This is a genomic window from Anaerobacillus alkalilacustris (assembly GCF_001866005.1).
Taxonomy (GTDB): domain Bacteria; phylum Bacillota; class Bacilli; order Bacillales; family Anaerobacillaceae; genus Anaerobacillus; species Anaerobacillus alkalilacustris.
Genome location: NZ_MLQR01000002.1, coordinates 45,594 through 67,238 on the forward strand (window position 1 = coordinate 45,594; position 21,645 = coordinate 67,238).

A 21,645-nucleotide genomic window follows, 5' to 3' on the forward strand; every position below is an offset into this window, starting at 1 on the left:
ATGATATAAATTTTAGGTGGTATTTCATTAATTCAATAAAAAGGGAGGCTTATAATGATAGAAAACCGCCACACTCAATTGGGGTTAACAGACACTGATGTAAGTGAAATTTATGAAAAGATGTTATTAGCAAGGAAAATAGATGAAAGAATGTGGTTGTTAAACCGTGCAGGAAAAATTCCGTTCGTTGTTTCTTGTCAAGGACAGGAAGCAGCTCAAGTTGGGGCAGCTTTTGCCTTAAATAAGGAAAAAGATTACATATTACCTTATTATCGAGACATGGGAGTCGTACTGACTTTTGGAATGACTGCTCGTGACCTTATGTTATCGGCTTTTGCTAAAGCTGAAGATCCTAATTCAGGTGGAAGACAAATGCCAGGGCATTTTGGTCAAAAGAAGAATCGAATTGTAACTGGATCTTCACCAGTTACAACACAAGTTCCTCATGCTGTCGGTATAGCTTTAGCGGGAAAAATGCAGCAGAAAGACTTTGTAACATTCACAACATTTGGGGAGGGTTCTTCAAATCAAGGAGATTTTCATGAAGGAGCAAACTTTGCTGCTGTTCATAAACTACCAGTTATATTAATGTGTGAAAATAATAAGTACGCTATCTCGGTTCCGATTCATAAACAGTTAGCATGTGAAAAGGTGTCTGATCGTGCAATTGGTTATGGAATGCCAGGAGTAACTGTAGACGGTAATGATCCTTTGGAAGTTTATCAGGCTGTAAAAGAGGCAGCTGATCGTGGTAGAAGAGGTGAAGGGCCAACTTTGATTGAAGCAGTAACATATCGCCTAACACCTCATTCTAGTGATGATGATGACCTGGTTTATCGCTCTAGAGAAGAGGTTGAAGAAGCAAAAAAGAAAGATGCAATCATCACTTTTAAACTTTATTTGAAAAAGTTAAATATATTAACAGATGAAAAAGAAGTAGAACTTAATGAACGTATTACCAATCTGGTAAATGATGCAACTGAGTATGCCGAAAATGCACCTTATGCACTTGCTGAAGACGCACTGAAATACGTTTATGCTGAGGAGGAATAATCAATGCCTATCATATCTTATATCGATGCCGTTACACTTGCCATAAAAGAGGAAATGGAACGAGATGATAAGGTTTTTGTTCTTGGTGAAGATGTTGGTGCTCGAGGTGGAGTTTTTAGAGCGACAAATGGGCTATACAAGCAGTTTGGTGAGCAAAGAGTAATTGATACACCACTAGCAGAATCTGCTATCGTTGGTGTAAGTATAGGTGCTGCGATGTACGGGATGAGACCAATAGCAGAGATACAATTTGCTGATTTTATTATGCCTGCAGTTAATCAAATCGTTTCTGAAGCAGCGAGAATTCGTTATCGTTCTAATAACGATTGGAGTTGTCCACTTGTTATTAGAGCCCCTTATGGCGGTGGGGTCCATGGGGCCCTATATCATTCTCAATCTGTAGAGGCAATGTTTAGTGGCATACCTGGGCTAAAAATTGTAATGCCATCTACACCGTATGATGTAAAAGGTTTGCTGAAATCGGCTATTCGTGATAATGACCCAGTATTATTTTTTGAACATAAACGTGCATATCGATTAATAAAAGGTGAAGTGCCAAGTGAAGATTATACTCTCCAAATCGGAAAAGCTGATGTTAAGCGAAATGGTGATGATCTTACTGTCATTACGTATGGATTAGCTGTTCACTTTTCTTTACAAGCTGCTGAAAGATTAGCTAGAGATGGAATATCAGTTCATATCATAGATTTAAGAACGGTTTATCCTTTAGACAAAGAAGCGATCATAGAAGCTGCTAGTAAGACAGGGAAAGTTCTTCTTATTACAGAAGATAATAAAGAGGGTAGTGTTATGAGTGAAGTAGCGGCAATTATTGCTGAAAACTGCTTATTTGACTTAGATGCACCAATCAAGCGTTTAGCAGGACCGGATGTGCCAGCGATGCCATATGCACCTACTATGGAAAAGTTCTTTATGATTAATCCTGAAAAAATTGAAAAAGCAATGCGTGATTTAGCAGAGTTTTAATGAGGGAGGTATACAAAGTGATCTCAGAAATAAAAATGCCTCAGCTAGGTGAGAGTGTAACGGAAGGTACAATTAGTAAATGGCTTGTGAAAAAAGGAGATAAAATAAACAAGTATGATCCTTTAGCTGAAGTGATGACTGATAAAGTAAATGCAGAAATTCCTTCCACTTTTTCAGGAACGATTAAAGAGCTAATTGCAAAAGAAGACGAGACAATTGAAGTTGGTGGTGTTATTTGTACTATTCAAATAGAGGGAGATAAAGTAGTAGAAACTATTGCAAAAACTACTTCGATAGATAAAAAAACGAATTTAGATCGTACTAATATTAGTGTAAAGAGTCGTTACTCCCCAGCTGTTCTTCGTCTTGCTAGTGAGCATAATATTGATTTGCTAATGGTAACGGGTACAGGCCGTGGAGGGCGGATAACTAGAAAAGATATTCAATCAATAATAGAAAGTGGGAATTTATCTCACGTAGAAATAACTGAACCAGTACAAGAAAAAATAACAAATAATGAAGTAAATGATGATAAAATCGATATACAGCCACGGGCAACTACTGTGGTAGGCGATATAGAAATCCCGGTTACAGGTGTTCGTAAAGCTATTGCAGCAAATATGGTGAAAAGTAAGCATGAGGCACCGCATGCATGGACAATGGTAGAAGTGGATGTAACTAACCTCGTTAATTTTCGCAATGAAATTAAAGAATCTTTTAAACAGAAGGAAGGGTATAATTTAACGTATTTACCATTCTTTATAAAAGTAGTGGTAGAAGCGTTAAAGGAATTTCCTCAATTAAACTCACTATGGGGCGGAAATAAAATTATCCAAAAGAAAGATGTTAATATCTCGATAGCAGTTGCTACTGATAATGCTCTATATGTACCTGTTATTAAACATGCTGATGAAAAGTCAATAAAAGGACTAGCTGGGGAGATAAATGCACTTGCAAGCAAGGTTAGAAACAAATCAGTTACGAGCAATGATATGCAAGGTGGAACGTTTACAATTAATAATACAGGTTCGTTTGGTTCAATACTTTCAGCTCCCATTATCAATCATCCCCAGGCTGCGATATTATCTATCGAAGCCATTGTTAAACGACCAGTTATTTTGGATAATGATGCCATTGCTATTAGACATATGGTCAATTTATGCTTATCGTTAGATCATCGTGTTTTAGATGGATTGATATGTGGACGGTTCTTAGCCAGTGTAAAAGAAAAGTTAGAAAAAATATCAAAGGAAAATATAAACGTATATTAACGATCCGTATAGTTTAATCAAGCTGATTTGTACTTAAGGGTCATGGACCCCCACCTCGAAGCGTAGCGTAGGTGGGAACTTCCGTTCAGGTGGAGTTGAGACTCCATCTGAATTTCCGATGTTCAAGCGAAGTTAGAACGAGTTCTCCTAACGTGAACTGGTCCGTTTTTCAACCAGATAGTTCGATATAACCCACTCTTAAGGTGCAGTAATACCCCTGACTCAAAACTTAACAAAACCGAAAAGTTTAGGTTGGGGATAAACTGCACCTAAAGGTCCGATACAGAATAATTTTCATCAGTGAAAGTTGATGCTTAGTTATTCTTATGCTTGTGGTATTAGTTAAACTAACAATCAGTGGGCAATAAAGGAACCCCCACTGAAGTTCGGCGATAAAAACACTGAGTTGTGTTGTACTAGTGAAATTTCTAGTATGATGCAACTTTTTTTGTTAAGAAAACTATGATGGTAAAATAAAAACTTTATTTACATGGTTTATATAGATATGGGAAAGATAGTAACTGTTAGATTTGTAAAGAAGAAAGGAATGTTTTGAATGAGATGTCCAAAGAAGTTGCTTTTTATATTAATGATAACATCCATACTATTTTCATTTACATCATTCTCTATTGTTAATGCAAAAGAAGGCGTAAACGAAGAAGCTAGTTCGCAAGTAGGGAAAATAGGGTTTGAACAACGAGTGATCCGAGCGCATTTTAATTTTTATTATCAGCTTCTAGCAGAAAAATATGCTCCCAAGCATGTAAAAGTATGGAATAATGTTATGAAGGATAGAGATGCTCTGATAAAAAAGTTCAAAGAATTAAAGAAAGATGGAAAAGAACTAGATAATTTTTACGACGAGACATGGTTGAAAGAACATAACGAAATTCAACAACAGTTTTTAGAGGCAGTTGAAAAAAGAGATGATGAAATCCTTAAAGTAATTGTTCCACAAATTATAGATCACCAAAAGCAGCTTAATTCTATTTTAAAGAAACGACTGAAAGAGATTAAATAAAAACCAATGGAGACAAAGAAATTGTCTCCATTGGTTTTTATTTAATCAGAATTTATTAATTTCTAACTTGGAAACTGTCTAGCTCCAGGCGCCATCGGCTCGATCACTTCAGACCTTCTCTTTCGGTCAATAACCGACCGCTACGAGCAGGTCTTCAAGTGTTTTTCGCCGATAAGCGGGCGCCTTGCGCTTTTCCTGAAAAATTAAGTTCTATTTTAGAGAATGAAAGTATAAATAAGACTATAGGCTTTGCAATGAAGCTATAGTTTTATTAATGAGGGTTTAAATGTTTTACAAATCGTAACATTTACGATATAATCCTTTTTGTTAATAAAACGTAATCGTTACGAAAGGGGATTGACATGAAAATTAAATCAAGCTTATTTGCAATTATGTTAGTGTTGTCTACATTTTTGGTAGCATGTGGTGCAAATCAAGAGCAACCAGAAGAAAGTGCAGAAGAAAGTATAGAAGTTGCAGGAGAGGTTTTACAAGTCTACACAACAATTTTTCCACTTATGGATTTTGTCAATAAAATTGGAGGAGAGTTTGTAGAGGTAAAAAGTATAGTTCCAGTTGGTGCAGATGCTCATACGTTTGAACCTACAGCCAAAACAATGGTTGATGTATCAAACGCAGATTTATATATATATAATGGAGCAGGTATTGAAGGGTTTGCTGATGCAGTAGCAGATGTTTTAAAAACTGGAAGTGTCAAGATTTTAAGAGCAGTAGATGGCATCGACCTTATTGATTTTAATCATGATCACGACCACGATCATAGTCATGAAGAAGATGATCACGGACACGACCACGATCATAGTCATGAAGAAGATGATCACGGACACGACCACGATCATAGTCATGAAGAAGATGATCACGGACACGACCACGATCATAGTCATGAAGAAGATGATCACGGCCACGACCACGATCATAGTCATGAAGAAGAAGGTCACAGCCACGACCACGATCATAGTCATGAAGGAGATGATCACGGACACGACCACGATCATAGTCACGAAGAAGAAGGTCACAGCCACGACCACGATCATAGTCATGAAGAAGGTGATCACGGATACGATCACGACCATAGTCATGAAGAAGATGATCACGGACACGACGATCACGGTCATTCGCATGGTGAAGAGGATCCGCATGTATGGTTAGATCCAATTCGTTCTATTCAATTAGCTGAAAATATAAAAAATGCTCTAGTTGAATTAATGCCTGATGCAGCTGAGGAGTTTGAAAAAAACTTTAAGGTTTTAACAGAACAATTAGAAACATTAGATCAAAAGTTTAAAGACATGGTAGCAGAAATATCAAAAGATACTATCATTGTATCTCATGCTGGTTATGGTTACTGGACGGACCGTTACGGCATAAAGCAAGTAGGGATTTCTGGTATTTCACCTACGAATGAACCTTCTATTCGCCAGGTACAAAATGTTATTGAATATGCGGAGGAAAATGGTATAGATTTTATTTTGTTTGAACAAAACATACCAACTAACATCGCTGAAACTGTTCGTTCCCAAATAGGAGCAGAAGCTTTATGGATTCATAATTTAGAAGTATTAGTACAAGAAGATGTAGATAAAAACGAAGATTACTTTAGTCTTATGGAAAGAAACATTGAAGTACTAACAACAGCTTTACAATAATATAGAAAAGCTCATCGTATTGATGAGCTTTTCTTGCTGAATTTCATAATATAGATTTCACAAGAGTAAAACTAGTTGAATATGTGTGTCTAGTTAGATGTCGCTCAATTAATGAAGTTATGAAAGTGAAAAAGTCGGTATGTCTAGGTACATTATTTTTGGTGTGTTACGGTCCTATTCTATACTTCTGGTATGTAGAAGATAAAATAGTTAATATTAATAATGCTTTTTATTTTGTAAAATGATCTAAGAAGTGTACAATATAAACATAGTGTTAATATTTTAAAAGAGGTGAGACTTTTGCAATTTAGTTTTTATAATGATGTTATTAATGGTGCAAGAAAAGAAATGGTTGATGCCGGTTATACTGAATTGAAGACTCCTGAAGAGGTAGATGAAATTTTAGGAAAAGAGGGAACTTCGTTAGTTTACATTAATTCCGTTTGTGGTTGTGCAGGTGGTATTGCTAGACCTTCTGCAGCTTATATGGCTAATTATGAGAAGAAACCTAATCATTTTGTTACTGTGTTTGCGGGTCAAGATAAAGAAGCAACAGAAAGAGCAAGAACTTATTTTAAAGGGTATGCACCGTCTTCACCATCATTTGCAATTATAAAAAATGGAGAAGTTAAAGCAATGGTTGAAAGACATGAAATTGAAGGTCATGAGCCAGTTGAAGTGGTACAGAAGCTTGAAAAATATTTTGATGAATTTCTATAAAAAGCAAGAAGGCTTTCACAATAAAGTGTGAAGGCCTCTGTTTATTTAAAGATAAGCTTTAATATAATAACGTAAAAGACTATTAAAAATAATTCATTCTATCAATAAGTACTTGAAGTGGTGATTTTGTAATGCTATAATCTTTTCTTATAATAATGTAGATTCATGGAATTAGTTAGCGATCTACTCTTAAAAAGGAGAGTGCAGCATGATGCAAGAATTATATGATAAAATTCATTTTTATTTGAATATGAATGAGGAAATTTCTTTTGAGGAATTTGATGAATTTTATAAAAAAGTGATTAAATACTATAGCGAAAATGTAGAAAGTTTTACTGAAGAAGATATTTGGAAAGGTCTATTTATTGTTGAGAATGTTATGTCGAATGCAGAAAGCCGATCCAAAGAAGTGAAAGGTGCAAAGCAAAAAAAGTATAAAAAGATTTCAGAGCGTTCTTCGTTATGGGCACAAAATTTTGCTGGTAAATTATACAGTAAAGGATACACAGAAGAACAATTAAACGAACGTTTTGAAAGTATGTTTGACGATTATGAAAAAAAAGAAGCATAAAAATGGTGGGATGGGAGTACTTCTCCTTCCACCTGTTTTTCTTATTGACATTTCAAAAAAGGGATGTTATATTTATTTAGCGTCACAATAAGCGCCTATAGTGAAATGGATATCACACGAGATTTCGGCTCTCGGATTCTGGGTTCGAATCCTGGTGGGCGCGCCATATACATATAATCTAAGACTTTAGGAGAATTCCTAAAGTTTTTTGCATTAAAATATTATTAATTACTTCTATGATAAATGAATGTCAAATACAGATCTCAAGTCATTAAGATACTATATCTAGTTTAGGCGTTTGAACTAAATTATGGTGCGACTGAATTAATGGGATTATAAAATTCACTCATTCATGAAAAAATAATTAAAATTAACACATACTAATTACAACAAAAAAGTTAAAAGTAATAAAAGACTGTTGACATTTTTTTAGAGCGTGTTATTATACAAAAGGGTGAATAATCATTAATAAAAAAGAATAAATTTTTTTAGAAAAATATGGGGGTATAGAAATGAAAAAGATATTATCATTTGCATTGAGTTGTGTATTGTCCATTGGAGTATTAACTGCATGTGGTGGTCAGGCTGATGAAGAGAAAGTAACGTTAGTAATGGGTACTTCAGCAGATTATCCACCTTATGAATTTATTGATACTGCTGTAAGTGATGAAATCATTGGCTTTGACATTGATATAGCGAACTATATTGCTGATCATTTAGGTTTTGAATTAGAAATACAAGATATGGATTTTAACGGATTAGTTCCGGCACTTACAAACAATCGTATTGATTTTGTATTAGCAGGAATGACTCCCACACCAGAACGACTTGAAAACGTGGATTTTTCTGATATTTACTATGTAGCAGAACAAACAATCGTTTTTAATGCTGAAAAAGGTTATACAAGCTTAGAGGATTTAGAGGGTAAAAAGCTTGGCGTTCAATTAGGTTCTATTCAAGTAGAATTGGCTAATGAGATTGCTGAAGAAATTGGTGGGATAGAAATATTAGAACGTAATCGAATTACTGACTTAATTCAAGAAATAAAGACTGGTCGAATTGACGCTGCCATTATAGAAGATACTGTTGGTAAAGGGCATATTGAAGCAAACCCTGAGTTAACTTCATTTGTAATTGTTGAGGAAAATGAAGCTGGTTCAGCAATTGCGTTTCCAAAAGGAAGCGAATTAAAGGATGAGTTTAATAAAGTTTTACAAGAAATGGTTGAAAATGGTGAAATGGATAGACTAATCATGAAATGGTTTTATGGTGAAGAGTAAAGAAATTTTTAATTAAGAGAGGAATGAGACAGGCATGAATTTGGATATCTCCCAAATCGTGCCTTCTATCCCTTATATAATTAAAGGGATATGGGTCACGTTACAAATTGTAAGTGTATCGCTTATATTTGGATTTATACTAGGGACTATTTTATCAATTATGAAAATTGGTAAATTTGCACCTCTTAGATTGATAGCAGATGTTTATACATCAGTTTTTCGTGGGACGCCGTTAATTTTGCAATTATTTTTAATCTACTTTGCTACCCCACAGGTTATAGGATATGATATTTCTGCCTTTCAGGCGGCAGTTTTAACTTTCGGTTTAAATTCAGCCGCGTACGTTTCTGAAATCATTCGTGCGGGTATCCAAGCAGTGGATAAAGGGCAAAAAGAAGCAGCTCAAGCATTAGGTGTTCCTTACACGCCAATGCTTTTAAATATCATTTTGCCTCAAGCAATAAAAAATATTTTGCCAGCACTAGTGAATGAATTTATCACATTAACGAAAGAATCGGCAATTATCTCAACTATTGGGGTACTAGACATTATGAGGAGAGCTCAAATTGTCCAAGCTAATCTCTATAGACCTTTTGAACCGTTAATATTTGCGGCATTAATATATTATATTATGGTTATGGCACTTACACTGTTAGGTAGACTTCTAGAGAGGAGGTTAAGCCGCAGTGATTAAAGTAAATAATCTCTATAAGTCATTTGGCAAACTAGACGTTTTAAAAGATATCAGTACTGAAATTTCAAAGGGAGATGTCGTAGCTGTTATTGGTCCATCTGGGAGTGGGAAATCAACGTTTTTACGTTGTTTGAATTTACTTGAAGTACCTTCAGCTGGGCAAATTTGGATAGATGATCAAGAAATTACCGATCCAAAGACGAACATCATGAAAGTTCGTCAGAAAATTGGAATGGTGTTTCAGCATTTTCATCTTTTTCCGCATATGAGTACGCTAGATAATATTACGTATGCACCTATGAAAGTTAAAGGGTTGGATTCTGTAACTGCTAAACAAAATGCTATTGACCTTTTACGGAAAGTTGGATTAGAGGAAAAAGCAAATGAATTTCCTTCTAGGTTATCCGGTGGTCAAAAACAAAGGGTGGCAATTGCACGAGCACTGGCAATGGAGCCAGAAGTAATGCTATTTGATGAACCAACCTCTGCGTTAGATCCTGAAATGGTAAAAGAGGTTTTGGACGTAATGAAATCCTTAGCCCTTAGTGGTATGACAATGGTTATTGTTACTCATGAAATGGGTTTTGCTAGAGAAGTGGCTGATAGGGTTTTCTTTTTAGAGGATGGTAAGTTACTCGAAGATACTCCACCGGAAGAATTCTTCTCAAATCCACAAACTGAAAGAGCAAAAGAGTTTTTAAATAAAATATTATAATTCAAGGAGTGACTTCGTCATTCCTTTTTTATTTTATTTAAATTTCGTGTAAAATAGAAATTATAACATAGAATGGAAGGAAGTATTATGTTTAAAATTGGTTACAGGACGTTAAAAACAGCTATTGGTGCTGCAGCAGCAATAGCTATTGCTCAGTGGTTTGACTTAATTTTTTACGCTTCAGCGGGAATTATTACCATATTATGTGTTCAGAAAACTAAACGTAGCTCTCTTCAAATATCTTGGCAACGTTTTTTGGCATGTGCTATCGGAATGGCTTTTGCAGTTATTATATTTGAAATCTTAGGTTATAATCCGGTGTCAGTTGCTTTATTGCTTATAATATTTATCCCAACTGTCGTATTTTTAAAAGCCCATGAAGGTATAGCGACTAGCTCTGTTATCATCTTTCATATATATATATTTGGAGAAATAACAGTTCCTATTGTACTTAATGAGCTTGCTCTAATTACTATAGGTATTGGGATTGCATTATTAATGAATGTTTACATTCCAAGTGTTGAAGGTGAACTTGAAAAAATTCAAAGAGAAATTGAGGAGAATTATAAAAAGATTTTTCAACAATTTACTATTTATTTAAAAGATGGAGATAGTAATTGGGATGGACGAGAGATTACCGAAACCGCAAATTTATTAAAAAGAGGAAAAAATATAGCTTTACAAAATGTTGAAAATCACTTGTTACGGTACGATGATCAGTATTATCATTATTTTAGTATGAGAGAAAAACAATTTGATGTAATTGAACGAATGTTGCCATTGATTTCTTCATTAGATCATACAGTGGTACAAGGGAAGAAAATTGCTGACTATTTAAGAGAATTAAGTGAAAATGTGAAACCAGGCTTTGGCCCAGTCGATTATTTAGAGCGATTATATGAACTTCAAGATGAATTAAAAGAAATGGAGTTACCAAAGGATCGTGAAGAATTTGAGATTAGATCAGCATTATTTTCTTTCGTTAAAGAGATTGAACAGTATTTAATAATAAAAAGGCATTTTCGTAATGAAGGAAGTAAATAAAACATATTTTTCCCTTATTAAACAAATACTAAGATTAAAAAAACTCCGGGGGTAGAAATTATGTTTATGAAGCTTCTGGTTGTATGTATGATGGTAATCTCACCGATTTGGCCATTGGGTAAAAATCCATTGCTTGGAGATCCGTACATTATTGTAAATAAGTCCACGAATGAGATGGCATTCATTGCTGATGGTCAGGTGGTAAAGGTGTATGAAGTAGCTACTGGTAGTTTAGAAACATTAACTCCAGAGGGTGAATATAATATTGTGGTAAAAGCCATCAATCCATATTATCGCAAGAAGGATATTGCTGGTGGTTCAAAAGAAAATCCATTAGGCACCAGATGGATAGGGTTTGATGCAGAACAAACTGACGGACGTATATACGGCATACATGGAACGAATGATTCTTCAACAATCGGTGGGTATATAACAGGTGGATGTGTTCGTATGTATAACGAGGATGTTGAAGAACTGTTTACAAAAGTGCCACTTGGGACAAAAGTGTATATTACAAAAGCTAGTACAGATTTTAATTCTATAGCAATAGAAAAAGGTGTTATTAGTGAATAGGACTAAATCATAATTATAAAAGAAAGAGCTCAATTAATTGATTGTGAAAAAATATAGAAATATAAAAAAGGCTGATTTCTATCAGCCTTTTTTACTTCAATTTTTAGAAAAGGGCAGCTGCTCCAGTAAATAAAGTTCCTAGAAGCATAGTTGCAATCATAATATATAATACAATTTTACGATATTTTCGGGGCATATTAATAACCTCCCAAATAAGTTCTCAATACTATTTTACTTTGAATACAGAAATAATACAAGCCTCCCAGGAAAAACGTAGCGGATACTTGGTGTAACAAAATTTCTAATCTACCTGCTCTTCATTACGGAAGAACTTGAAACGGTAATTCTTAGATTTTAAAAGGGGCTAGGACAAACACTTAAGTTAAGTTTTGTTTTGTTATAAATTGGGTACGGTTTTAAAAAATTGTGTTAATTTACCGATGGTATTTTCAATGATACAATATTTTAATAAACAGATATAAATATGAATATGGAGGCATTTATTAATGATAAATAAAGACCGTTTAGTTGCTGAATTTTTAGAATTGGTAAAAGTGGATTCTGAGACGAAATTTGAAAGACAGATTGCTGATGTATTAAAAGAAAAATTTTCTTCACTAGGAGTAGAAGTGGTTGAGGATGATACGACTGAAAAATCGGGCCATGGTGCTGGAAATTTAATTTGTACATTAAAAGGAAATCAAGATGGTATTGATCCGATATATTTTACAGCACATATGGATACGGTTGTTCCTGGAAATGGTGTAAATCCAATTATAGAAAATGGTTACATAAAAACAGACGGTACGACAATTTTAGGTGCAGATGATAAAGCTGGACTTGCTGCTATGTTAGAGGCAATAAAGGTTTCAAAAGAGAATAATATGAGTCATGGAAACATTCAATTTATCATTACAGTCGGTGAAGAGTCTGGCTTGAAAGGTTCTAAAGAATTAGATCCAAGCTTGATAAAGGCAAAGTTTGGATACGCATTAGATAGTGATGGTAAGGTGGGTAACATTATTATTGCAGCACCAACACAAGCGAAGGTTCAAGCCACAATCTTAGGTAAGACTGCACATGCTGGTGTTGCGCCTGAAAAAGGTGTATCAGCGATTGCTATTGCTGCAAAATCGATTGCCAAAATGCCACTAGGACGTATTGATCATGAAACAACCGCAAATATTGGTCGTTTTGAGGGTGGAAGTCAAACAAATATTGTGTGCGATAGAGTTCATATATTAGCAGAGGCACGCTCTCTCGTACCAGAAAAAATGACTGCGCAAGTCAAAAAAATGAAAGAAGCATTTGAAACAGTTGCTACTGAAATGGGTGGACAAGCAGAAGTAGAAATTGATGTTATGTATCCAGGTTTTAAGTTTGGTGCAGGTGACCATGTTGTAGAGGTTGCAAGAAAAGCAATTAAGGGGATTAATCGAGAAGCCAAATTACAAACAAGCGGTGGTGGTAGTGATGCAAATGTTATTGCTGGGTTTGGAATTCCAACGGTTAATCTAGCTGTAGGATATGAAGATATTCACACTACGAATGAAAAGATGCCTATTGAAGAATTAGCAAAAACTGCAGAACTAGTCGTGGCTATTATTAATGTGGTAGCTAACAACAACTAACTATTTACTTTCCGATTAAAAAGTTTACCTATGGTTCTAAAGTGGGATAAATTTTTTAGTTGGTTTTTTTTATTCACTTAAGTAGATATATGGATGTATACATTTGTAGTAAAAACGTTGTCTTTTACAAAAAAATACTAAAATACTACCATTTTTTGGTTTTGTTATGGTAAAATATATAAAAATTGGAAGTTTAATAGATAATGGAAAGAGGAACATGAATGAAGACTACAAAGAATTTACATTCTATATTAAATTTATTGCGAGGAACTTCAAAGGTTGTTGAGGAGGATTGGCAAAAAGTAGCGCACTTAGCTGGTCTAACACAAGCAGAACAACACACTTTGTGGATTATATATTTCGAAGAGCGTGCATCGATAACCAAAATTGCAAACTATGGGTTGTGGGATCGTTCAACTGTTATGCAGGTCGTAAAAAGACTGAAAGAAAAAGGATTAGTAACTATTGAAAAAGATGAGAAAGATCTAAGGGTTACATATGTAATATTAACGGAAGAAGGGAGAAAGCGACAACTAGCCACGACAAAAGAAGACTATAGTTTGTTTAATTACATAAATCAATTACGTATTGAAAATGAAGAAGCTTTTAATCAGTTTATAAAAATTTTAGTGAAAATAAATCAACAGTATCATGGAGAAGAATATGTACAATGGGTAGAAAAAACAGCAAAAATTTATGAAGATCAATTTTAACGTCAATTCGTAAGTTTACATTTATTTTAATTGAAACAGCAGAAATAATAAAATAAACAAGCGTGAATACGAACTATTCAGAAGGTTGTTTTTATGAATGTTCGTTTTTGTGCTTGCTTTTTTTTTGTTCGTTATGTAAGATAGTAAAGGTTGAAAAAGTGATGTAAGATTTTTTTACTATTGTATAGATTTAAGATAGATAGATTTGGTTTACAGATTTAGGAGGACATAATTTATGAAACATTATGATGTAATTGTCGTTGGGGCAGGACCTGCAGGAATTTTCACGGCTTATGAGCTTTTAGAGCAAAAAAAGGATTTAAATGTTTTATTTCTAGATAAAGGACACTCCATCTATAATAGACGATGTCCAATAAATGAAAAGAAGATTGAAAAGTGTCCACCACCAAAAGGAAGAAAAGATTTTGCTGGATGCTTACCAGCATGCTCAATTACTGCAGGCTTTGGTGGGGCTGGTGCTTATTCTGATGGTAAGTTTAATATCACAACAGCTTTTGGAGGTTGGATGCAAGACTATTTACCACCTTCAGAAGTACTTGAATTAATTAAATATGTTGACTCTATCAATTTAAAGCATGGCGCTCCTGAGGAAAGTACAGATCCAACAACACCTGCTGTTAGGGAAATTGAACGTAAAGCAATGGGTGCTGGTCTAAAGTTATTACGGGCACAAGTAAGACATTTAGGTACAGAGAAAAACTTAGAAATATTAACGAGTATATATGAATACCTAAAAGATAAAGTCGAATTGAGATTCCGTACTGAGGTAGAAGATATTCTTACAGAAAAGATGAACGATTGTTTTAAAATTTCAGGAATAGTTCTTAAAAATGGAGAAGAGATCGGTGCAGATCAAGTAGTGATTGTTCCAGGTCGTGATGGTTCAGAGTGGTTAGGAAACCTTTTAAGAAAGCGCGACTACAAAATGATAAATAATCAGGTGGATATTGGAGTCCGTGTAGAAACTTCCGATGTAATTATGGAAGAAATTAACCACCACCTATATGAAGCAAAATTTATTTTTAATACATCAGTTGGAACTCAAGTACGTACGTTTTGTTCGAATCCTTCGGGCCATGTAGTTGTAGAGAATCATAGTGGAATAATGACAGCAAACGGGCATGCATACAAAGACCCAAAACTTGGTAGTGAAAATACAAACTTTGCTCTACTCGTTTCACACACATTTACGGAGCCTTTTGATGAGCCAATTTCCTTTGCAAAGGAAGTTTCGAAACGGGCAAACGATTTATCCGATGGGTCTGTAATTGTTCAAAAGTATGGAGATATACTAAAAGGAAGAAGATCTACGGCGAAACGTGTGAAAGAAGGATTTTTAGAGCCAACGTTAAAGGAAGCAGTTCCGGGTGACTTAGGTCTTGTATTGCCGTATAATACAATGAAAAGTCTAATCGAAATGATGGAAGCTCTCGATCACGTAACTCCAGGTATTGCTTCGGAACATACATTATTCTATGGAGTAGAAGCTAAATTTTATTCAGCTAGACCAGTACTAACAAAACAATTTGAAACACAAATCTCAGGATTATATGCTGGTGGAGATGGTGGTGGTGTTACACGCGGACTAGCTCAAGCAGGGGCAAATGGAGTTCATATTGCCCGAGCAATAATCAAGAAGCGCGCAGAACAACTAACTCCTGTTTTGAATTAATTTAATAGGGTCAATGAATTTCATTATTCTCGCCCCTAAGATGTTATATCTAGTTACGTTTAACCGTTCGTAGCTAGCTATAGGTTCAAGCGCTTCAGTTTTAGTAATTATGAAATTTTCTCAGTATATTAAGCTTCGTGAAATGAATTTTCGCGGAGCTTTCGTATTTGTTTTTAATGCAATGTAGCAATATACTAAAGGATGAAGTGATATGTCTACACTCGAATTGTTAAATTTGAAGTAAGGTGTGGGGAAATGAAGGAATTTTATCCGAAAGATGGAAGAGTGATTTTGCACGTTGATATGAATAGTTTTTATGCATCGGTAGAAGTAGCTTTTGATCCTACTTTAAAAGGAAAACCATTAGCCATTGCGGGAAATGCGAAAGAAAGACGCGGTATTATCGTAACCAGTAGCTATGAGGCAAGGGCTAAAGGTGTTAAGACAACAATGCCAATTTGGGAAGCGCTGAAACATTGTCCAACTCTAATTGTAATGGAACCAAATTTTGAACGCTACCGTAAAGCATCCTTACAAATTTTTCAACTTCTTAAAGAATATACTCCATTAGTTGAACCTGTTTCAATAGATGAAGGATATATAGATATATCAAGTTGTTACCATTTAGGTACGCCACTACATATTGCACATACGATCCAAACCCGATTGTTGAATGAACTAAGTCTGCCATGCAGTATCGGTATTGCTCCTAATAAGTTTTTAGCAAAAATGGCTAGTAATATAAAAAAGCCTTTAGGTGTGACGGTAATTAGAAAAAGGCAAATAGGAGAAGCGTTATGGCCATTAAAGGTGGGAGAAATGCATGGTATTGGTAAAAAAACAGCAGATAAATTAACAAAAATTGGAATTGTATCAATTGGTGATTTAGCTAAGGCAGATGTAAATGCGTTAATAAAATACTTGGGGATTAACGGAAAAAAACTATTTGAGCGAGCAAACGGTATTGATAACCGCCCTGTTGATCCTGATTCTATTTATGATTTTAAAAGTATTGGAAATTCTACTACTCTTCCTGTTGATACTACTAATTTGGATAAAATTAAGCTAGTACTTACGAATTTATCGGATTCTGTTGCCAGAAGAATGGGCAGAAAAGAAGTCTGTGCTGAAACGATTCAAATAACAATCCGTTATTCTGATCGCAAGACTGTGACAAGAAGCAAAACAGTTATTAATCCAATAGAAAGTCAATCTGATATATTCAGAATTGCTTTACAACTTTTTATGAAACATTGGGATCGAGAGTCTATTCGTCTACTTGGTGTCGCAGCGCAACAATTAATAGAGAAAAAATATGCATATAAACAACTGGACCTATTTAATTTTGAAGAAGATGTGAAAAAATATAAGTTAACGAAAACAGTAGATGAGTTACGAAATCGTTTTGGGGAAGAAGCGCTCCTTAAAGGTTCACAACTTTCAAAGTTGAAGGAAGATAGATTAACTGATAGGAACTAGTTTAGAAAAGGATTTCTTTTATGAAAATCGTGATAATGAAATAGATTATTAATTAAAAAAGGGGCAATGTTCTTTTATTTAACAGAACATTGCCTTTTTTTGTATCTAAACAAAAAAATGTAATAAACCGATAAAAAGGATAGATAGCAAGGACGTGGGAGAGTGAAACAATAAATGCAGATTAATAGTCAGACAATTTCAAATCAATTAAAAACCCATGATAATACCCCTGAATTTCGCCAAGGTGAAATTCATCGTGCGATAGTAAAAGAAAGAAGTAGTCAAAATGAGGCGATTCTTCAAATTAGGGGAAGAGACGTTCCTGTAAAATTTGAAGGGGATCTACCAAATAACGAGAGAATTACTGTTCAGATATCAGGTCAAACTGATCATTTTGTACAAGTAAGAGCAATGGCTACTACTAATAAAACAACAGGTACTACTACTGAAACTACAAGCATAAATTTAGCGATACGTAATCTAGGAGTATCTAATCCATCCCGAGAACTCAGGCAAGCAGCTCAAATGATATTAGATAAAGGAGTTCCGTTAAATCGGGATTCTATACAAGAATTACGTGCTTTTGTTGAAAAAGAAAAAGGTACAGTAGAACAACGGTTACATACTGTTCAAGCTGTTGCAAATAAACGATTAGATGTGACAGCAAATCATTTGCGATCAGTTCATGAAGCTTTACATGGTCGACCGTTAAATGAAGTTTTAACAAACATTGTAAAAGAAATCGACCCTAATTACAATCTTCGGAGAGAACAGACATCAATGGAAAGACCAGTGAGTGAGCAAGTACGAGAGGTTAGAGAACAGGTCCAACGAGAGTCGAATGTTCAAAGAGCCGTAGAGCAAGTCCGAAATGAAGTGGTAAATAACCCGCGAGTAGATAGAGAAATCGCACGACAAGTAGGCCGAGCAGTAGAAGAATCCCGTATGATGCACCAAAGTGGAAGAGAAGCAGTAGGTCGTACTCAGTTAGTCCAAGCGTTACAAACAGCAGAGCGAGAGATTGTGCGTACAGAAGCACGTCAGGTAGAAGTGCGAGTACCAGAAAGTCGTCCGGCTGTAGAAAGACCAGTGAGTGAGCAAGTACGAGAGGTTAGAGAACAGGTTCAACGAGAGTCGAATGTTCAACGCTCTATTGATCAGGTCAGAAATGAGGTTGTCAATCACCCGCGTGTAAACCGCGATCTAGTTTTACAGTTGGAAAAAACTTTAAATGAAGTCCAAAGTTTAAATAGAAGTGGTCACGAATCAATAGCTAAAAATCATCTTGTTCAATCATTAGTAAACATAGAGAAAGTGCTAAAGAATAATTACCAAACTAAGGAAACTCAGCTAAGGTCAGAAGGTAAACGAGAGTCTATAAACCATGTTGAGTTAGTAAACCAAATGAAGGCAACTATTCAGAAGGAAGGGGATTTCCAAAAGCTTATTGCCAAACTGCAAAATGGTATTGAAAAAGCTTCAATTGAGCAACCGATAAAAAAACAGATAATAAACTCTTTGGAAGATGCTACAAAATTAAATGAACAAGGTCGTGAATTAGCAGCAAGACAACAATTAATGCAAACTTTTACAACTGTTGAGCAGCAAGTAGCCAATACGGATCAAGCAATTCAACTTGAAGCACAACAATACACAATGAATGATAATTTCCAATCTCAACAACTAAGTAGTAAAAATATGATTGTTCAAACAATTACAGAAAAGTTAGCCCAAGCTCAAGCGGATTTTAAATCATTACAAAGAGAAATCGCAAGGAATTTGGATAATATTCAACGACTAACAGAGGCATTTAAAAGCCAAGCGATTAAACAAGTAAAACCATTACTTGAAACGACGATAAAAAAGCTAGATAATGCTATTTTAAAAAGTGAAATGATGCTTCTAACCGACATGAAAACAGAAAAGAGACTTATGCAAGCAAGCAGTCAGCTAGCAGAAGCAAAAAAGCTACTTACCAAAGGAAATTATCAAGAAGCTAACAAAATTGTTCAAGAAGTAAAAACATTGGTCGAAAAATTAGAATTTAAACCATCTGAAACAAAAGTGAAACATTTTATTACGAGAGAAGAACAAAACATTCAAAACCGGACCCCTTCACAACAACTCATACAACAATTCGATGAAATGACAAGACGAACTGCTGCTACGCAAGATTTTTCAGCGCGTCAAGCCTTTGAGTTAGTACGAGGATTAGGTTTAAACAGAGATAGTGAAGTAGCCCAAATGCTTGCGTCCGGACGACAGGGTGATGCAGAACCGAATCAAAACATGAAAACTGCTCTTATGCAATTAATGAAAATAGAAGAAGAACAAGGAAGAGTTTCTCAGCAAACAAATCAAGCTTTAGCTAATATTACCGGTCAGCAGTTGCTAAGTAAATCTGATTCAAATAGTAATTTACAAAGTATGTTTTTTAGTCTTCCTTTTTTACTTGAAGATGATGTTAAAAACTTACAAGTGTTTGTAAATTCTCGAAATGAAGGTCAACAAGTGGATTGGGAGAATTGCAATCTTTACTTTTTAATAGAAACTAGAAAATTAGGTGAAGTTGGAATTTTAGTCACATCAACGGACCGCAATCTTTCCTTAACTATTAAAAATGATCAACCTTTCTTTAAAGAGAGAATTGAACCGCTGGCTGAATTGTGTAAGGCAAATTTAAAAGATGTTGGTTACAACATTACTAGTATTAACTTCACAAAATTAAATGCAACAGCTTCATCTAATATTGTGCAAGAAAAAGGTCGAGATGAACAAGAAAATTTGACGCCAACGTTTACTGAGAAAGGATTTGATTTTAAAATATGATGATCTCAAAGCATTTTAATCAAAAACAAAAAAGAACTGTTAATGGTCCAACAGCAGCTGTCATTCGCTACGATGATGATTCAGGAAAAGGGCCTCAAGTTGTTGCTCACGGAAAAGGTCATATTGCTAATCAAATTATCGAGTTAGCAAAAAAAAATAATATCCACATGCAAGAAGATCCATTACTTGTTGAAAATCTATTAGATATGGATTTAGGTGACAACATACCACCACAACTTTATGCAGTTATGGCAGAAATATTGCTTTTAATTGAACAAATGGAGAAAAAATATTAAACTTCGACAAAGTTTTAACCGATAAATAGGATAGAAAGAAAATGAAGGTTGGGAGGGTCATCAGTGACACTAATAACAAAAGAAGCTCTTCATAAGAAGTCTCCACAAGAGATTACAACGCTTTTATATGAAGCATGTATAAATAACCTTGAAGAAGCTAAATTAGCTATTCAAGATAATAATTTTAGTTTAGCAAATGAGAAACTCCAAAAATCTAACGATATACTAGAACGTCTTGGTGCGGGGTTAAACTATGAAGCTGGGATAATCTCAGATCAGTTAGATGCGGTTTATAACTATATGGCTGAATGTCTAATAAAAGCAAACCTTAATAAGGATGTTACTATAATAGACGAAGTGTTAAAACTATTAACTGAAATTTCATCAGCATGGCGTAAAGCTTTAGTAGAAAGTAAAAATGTTTTTCCGAAAGCGGCTAAACAAAAAACAAATGCATATGAGCAACATTCTATCTACGGAGATTAAATAATAAAAGGGAGCTAATTAATATGAAAATTAATAATAATATTCAAGCATTAAACGCATACCGTAACCTGAGTTCGAATCAATTTAATACTTCGAAAAACTTAGAAAAATTATCTTCTGGTTTACGCATAAATCGTGCTGCAGATGATGCTGCGGGTCTTGCAATCTCTGAAAAAATGCGTTCGCAAATCCGAGGTTTAAAACAAGCCGAAAGAAACGCACTTGATGGTGTATCATTAATTCAAACAGCAGAAGGGGCAATGCAAGAGGTACATTCCATGCTACAGAGGATGCGAGAATTAGCAGTTCAAGCTGCTAATGATACCTATGAGACTGAAGATAGAGCTGCTATTAAGGCTGAAATTGACCAGTTAATTGATGAAATTGATGCAATTTCTGATAAAACAGAGTTTAACAAAAAGAAATTATTAGATGGCACTTTTGAAACTAATGGACTAGAATTTCAGATAGGTCCTAACACCAATCAAAAGGTAACTCTTACAATTGCTAACATGGATACTACAGCTACAGGTTTAAATATAGCAAAGGCAGATATTACTGTAAATTCACATGCCAATGCGGTAAGTTCTATTACTAGTATTGATGCAGCAATTACAAAAGTATCACAAAACCGTTCCGCTCTAGGTGCTATTCAAAATCGTTTAGAACATACAATTAATAATCTACAAACGACTCACGAAAATTTAACAGCATCTGAATCGCGTATTCGTGACGCAGATATGGCACTTGAAATGACGGAATTTACTCGTAATAACATTATTAACCAAGCTGCAACTGCAATGCTTGCGCAAGCTAACCAATTACCACAAGGAGTACTTCAGTTATTACAATAATTATTTTACTACCTAGTATAAGCTCTTCTTAAAAGAGGTAAGATCCTGATGGTCTTACCTCTTTTTAA

At 34.8% G+C, this 21,645-nt stretch carries 21 protein-coding genes and 1 tRNA gene; 21 read left to right on the plus strand and 1 reads right to left on the minus strand.

Annotated elements, in window-relative coordinates; all coding sequences use genetic code 11:
* The first annotated feature begins 54 nt into the window (after positions 1-54).
* The 13 genes from BKP37_RS04305 to BKP37_RS04365 all read left to right on the plus strand — a co-directional run bounded on the left by BKP37_RS04305 (position 55) and on the right by BKP37_RS04365 (position 11,596).
* Entirely contained in the window at positions 55-1,053 is a 999-nt protein-coding gene (locus BKP37_RS04305; protein ID WP_071308458.1) for a thiamine pyrophosphate-dependent dehydrogenase E1 component subunit alpha, read from the plus strand.
* A 3-nt stretch (positions 1,054-1,056) separates the two neighbouring features.
* Positions 1,057-2,040: an alpha-ketoacid dehydrogenase subunit beta gene (locus tag BKP37_RS04310; RefSeq protein ID WP_071308459.1), complete on the plus strand. Its 984-nt coding sequence runs from the start codon at positions 1,057-1,059 to the stop codon at positions 2,038-2,040.
* A complete protein-coding gene (locus BKP37_RS04315; protein WP_071308460.1) occupies positions 2,040-3,311 on the plus strand; it encodes a dihydrolipoamide acetyltransferase family protein in 1,272 nt (423 codons plus the stop codon). The genes BKP37_RS04310 and BKP37_RS04315 overlap by 1 nt, the downstream gene beginning before the upstream one ends.
* 556 nt (positions 3,312-3,867) lie before the next feature.
* Positions 3,868-4,332, plus strand: coding sequence for a hypothetical protein (locus tag BKP37_RS04320; protein WP_071308461.1), 465 nt, complete (start codon positions 3,868-3,870; stop codon positions 4,330-4,332).
* 362 nt (positions 4,333-4,694) lie between these two features.
* Complete coding sequence (locus BKP37_RS04325) at positions 4,695-5,999, plus strand: metal ABC transporter solute-binding protein, Zn/Mn family (protein WP_071308462.1); 1,305 nt, start codon at positions 4,695-4,697, stop codon at positions 5,997-5,999.
* A 300-nt stretch (positions 6,000-6,299) separates the two neighbouring features.
* Entirely contained in the window at positions 6,300-6,719 is a 420-nt protein-coding gene (locus tag BKP37_RS04330; protein WP_169823076.1) for a BrxA/BrxB family bacilliredoxin, read from the plus strand.
* 208 nt (positions 6,720-6,927) lie between these two features.
* A complete protein-coding gene (locus BKP37_RS04335; protein ID WP_342707759.1) occupies positions 6,928-7,290 on the plus strand; it encodes a hypothetical protein in 363 nt (120 codons plus the stop codon).
* A 91-nt stretch (positions 7,291-7,381) separates the two neighbouring features.
* Positions 7,382-7,456 (plus strand) — tRNA-Arg (locus BKP37_RS04340).
* A 346-nt stretch (positions 7,457-7,802) separates the two neighbouring features.
* Positions 7,803-8,570 carry a transporter substrate-binding domain-containing protein gene (locus BKP37_RS04345; protein ID WP_071308463.1) on the plus strand — a complete coding sequence of 256 codons (768 nt, stop codon included), beginning with the start codon at positions 7,803-7,805 and terminating at the stop codon, positions 8,568-8,570.
* Positions 8,571-8,604: 34 nt separating this feature from the next.
* Positions 8,605-9,264 (plus strand): amino acid ABC transporter permease, encoded by a 660-nt coding sequence (locus BKP37_RS04350; RefSeq protein WP_071308464.1) that lies wholly within the window; start codon positions 8,605-8,607, stop codon positions 9,262-9,264.
* Complete coding sequence (locus BKP37_RS04355; RefSeq protein WP_071308465.1) at positions 9,257-9,979, plus strand: amino acid ABC transporter ATP-binding protein; 723 nt, start codon at positions 9,257-9,259, stop codon at positions 9,977-9,979. The genes BKP37_RS04350 and BKP37_RS04355 overlap by 8 nt, the downstream gene beginning before the upstream one ends.
* An 87-nt stretch (positions 9,980-10,066) precedes the next feature.
* Complete coding sequence (locus tag BKP37_RS04360) at positions 10,067-11,023, plus strand: aromatic acid exporter family protein (protein ID WP_071308466.1); 957 nt, start codon at positions 10,067-10,069, stop codon at positions 11,021-11,023.
* A gap of 66 nt (positions 11,024-11,089) precedes the next feature.
* Entirely contained in the window at positions 11,090-11,596 is a 507-nt protein-coding gene (locus BKP37_RS04365; RefSeq protein ID WP_071308481.1) for a L,D-transpeptidase, read from the plus strand.
* 103 nt (positions 11,597-11,699) lie between these two features.
* Here BKP37_RS04365 and prli42 read toward each other — a convergent pair whose 3' ends face one another.
* Entirely contained in the window at positions 11,700-11,792 is a 93-nt protein-coding gene (gene prli42, locus BKP37_RS19895; protein WP_169823077.1) for a stressosome-associated protein Prli42, read from the minus strand.
* A gap of 310 nt (positions 11,793-12,102) precedes the next feature.
* On the opposite strand from prli42, the gene BKP37_RS04370 reads away from it, so the two are divergent.
* The 8 genes from BKP37_RS04370 (at position 12,103) to BKP37_RS04405 (ending at position 21,577) form a co-directional block, all read left to right on the plus strand.
* Positions 12,103-13,227: a M20/M25/M40 family metallo-hydrolase gene (locus BKP37_RS04370; protein WP_071308467.1), complete on the plus strand. Its 1,125-nt coding sequence runs from the start codon at positions 12,103-12,105 to the stop codon at positions 13,225-13,227.
* A 221-nt stretch (positions 13,228-13,448) separates the two neighbouring features.
* Complete coding sequence (locus tag BKP37_RS04375) at positions 13,449-13,940, plus strand: MarR family transcriptional regulator (RefSeq protein ID WP_071308468.1); 492 nt, start codon at positions 13,449-13,451, stop codon at positions 13,938-13,940.
* Positions 13,941-14,175: 235 nt separating this feature from the next.
* Complete coding sequence (locus BKP37_RS04380) at positions 14,176-15,633, plus strand: NAD(P)/FAD-dependent oxidoreductase (protein ID WP_071308469.1); 1,458 nt, start codon at positions 14,176-14,178, stop codon at positions 15,631-15,633.
* A 255-nt stretch (positions 15,634-15,888) separates the two neighbouring features.
* Positions 15,889-17,112 carry a DNA polymerase IV gene (locus BKP37_RS04385; RefSeq protein WP_084034546.1) on the plus strand — a complete coding sequence of 408 codons (1,224 nt, stop codon included), beginning with the start codon at positions 15,889-15,891 and terminating at the stop codon, positions 17,110-17,112.
* A gap of 174 nt (positions 17,113-17,286) precedes the next feature.
* Entirely contained in the window at positions 17,287-19,941 is a 2,655-nt protein-coding gene (locus BKP37_RS04390; RefSeq protein WP_071308470.1) for a hypothetical protein, read from the plus strand.
* Positions 19,938-20,237: an EscU/YscU/HrcU family type III secretion system export apparatus switch protein gene (locus BKP37_RS04395; RefSeq protein ID WP_211271423.1), complete on the plus strand. Its 300-nt coding sequence runs from the start codon at positions 19,938-19,940 to the stop codon at positions 20,235-20,237. The genes BKP37_RS04390 and BKP37_RS04395 overlap by 4 nt, the downstream gene beginning before the upstream one ends.
* Positions 20,238-20,300: 63 nt before the next feature.
* A complete protein-coding gene (fliS, locus tag BKP37_RS04400) occupies positions 20,301-20,723 on the plus strand; it encodes a flagellar export chaperone FliS (RefSeq protein WP_071308471.1) in 423 nt (140 codons plus the stop codon).
* A gap of 23 nt (positions 20,724-20,746) precedes the next feature.
* On the plus strand, positions 20,747-21,577 hold the full coding sequence (locus BKP37_RS04405) for a flagellin N-terminal helical domain-containing protein (protein ID WP_071308472.1): 831 nt from the start codon (positions 20,747-20,749) through the stop codon (positions 21,575-21,577).
* Positions 21,578-21,645: the final 68 nt, after the last annotated feature.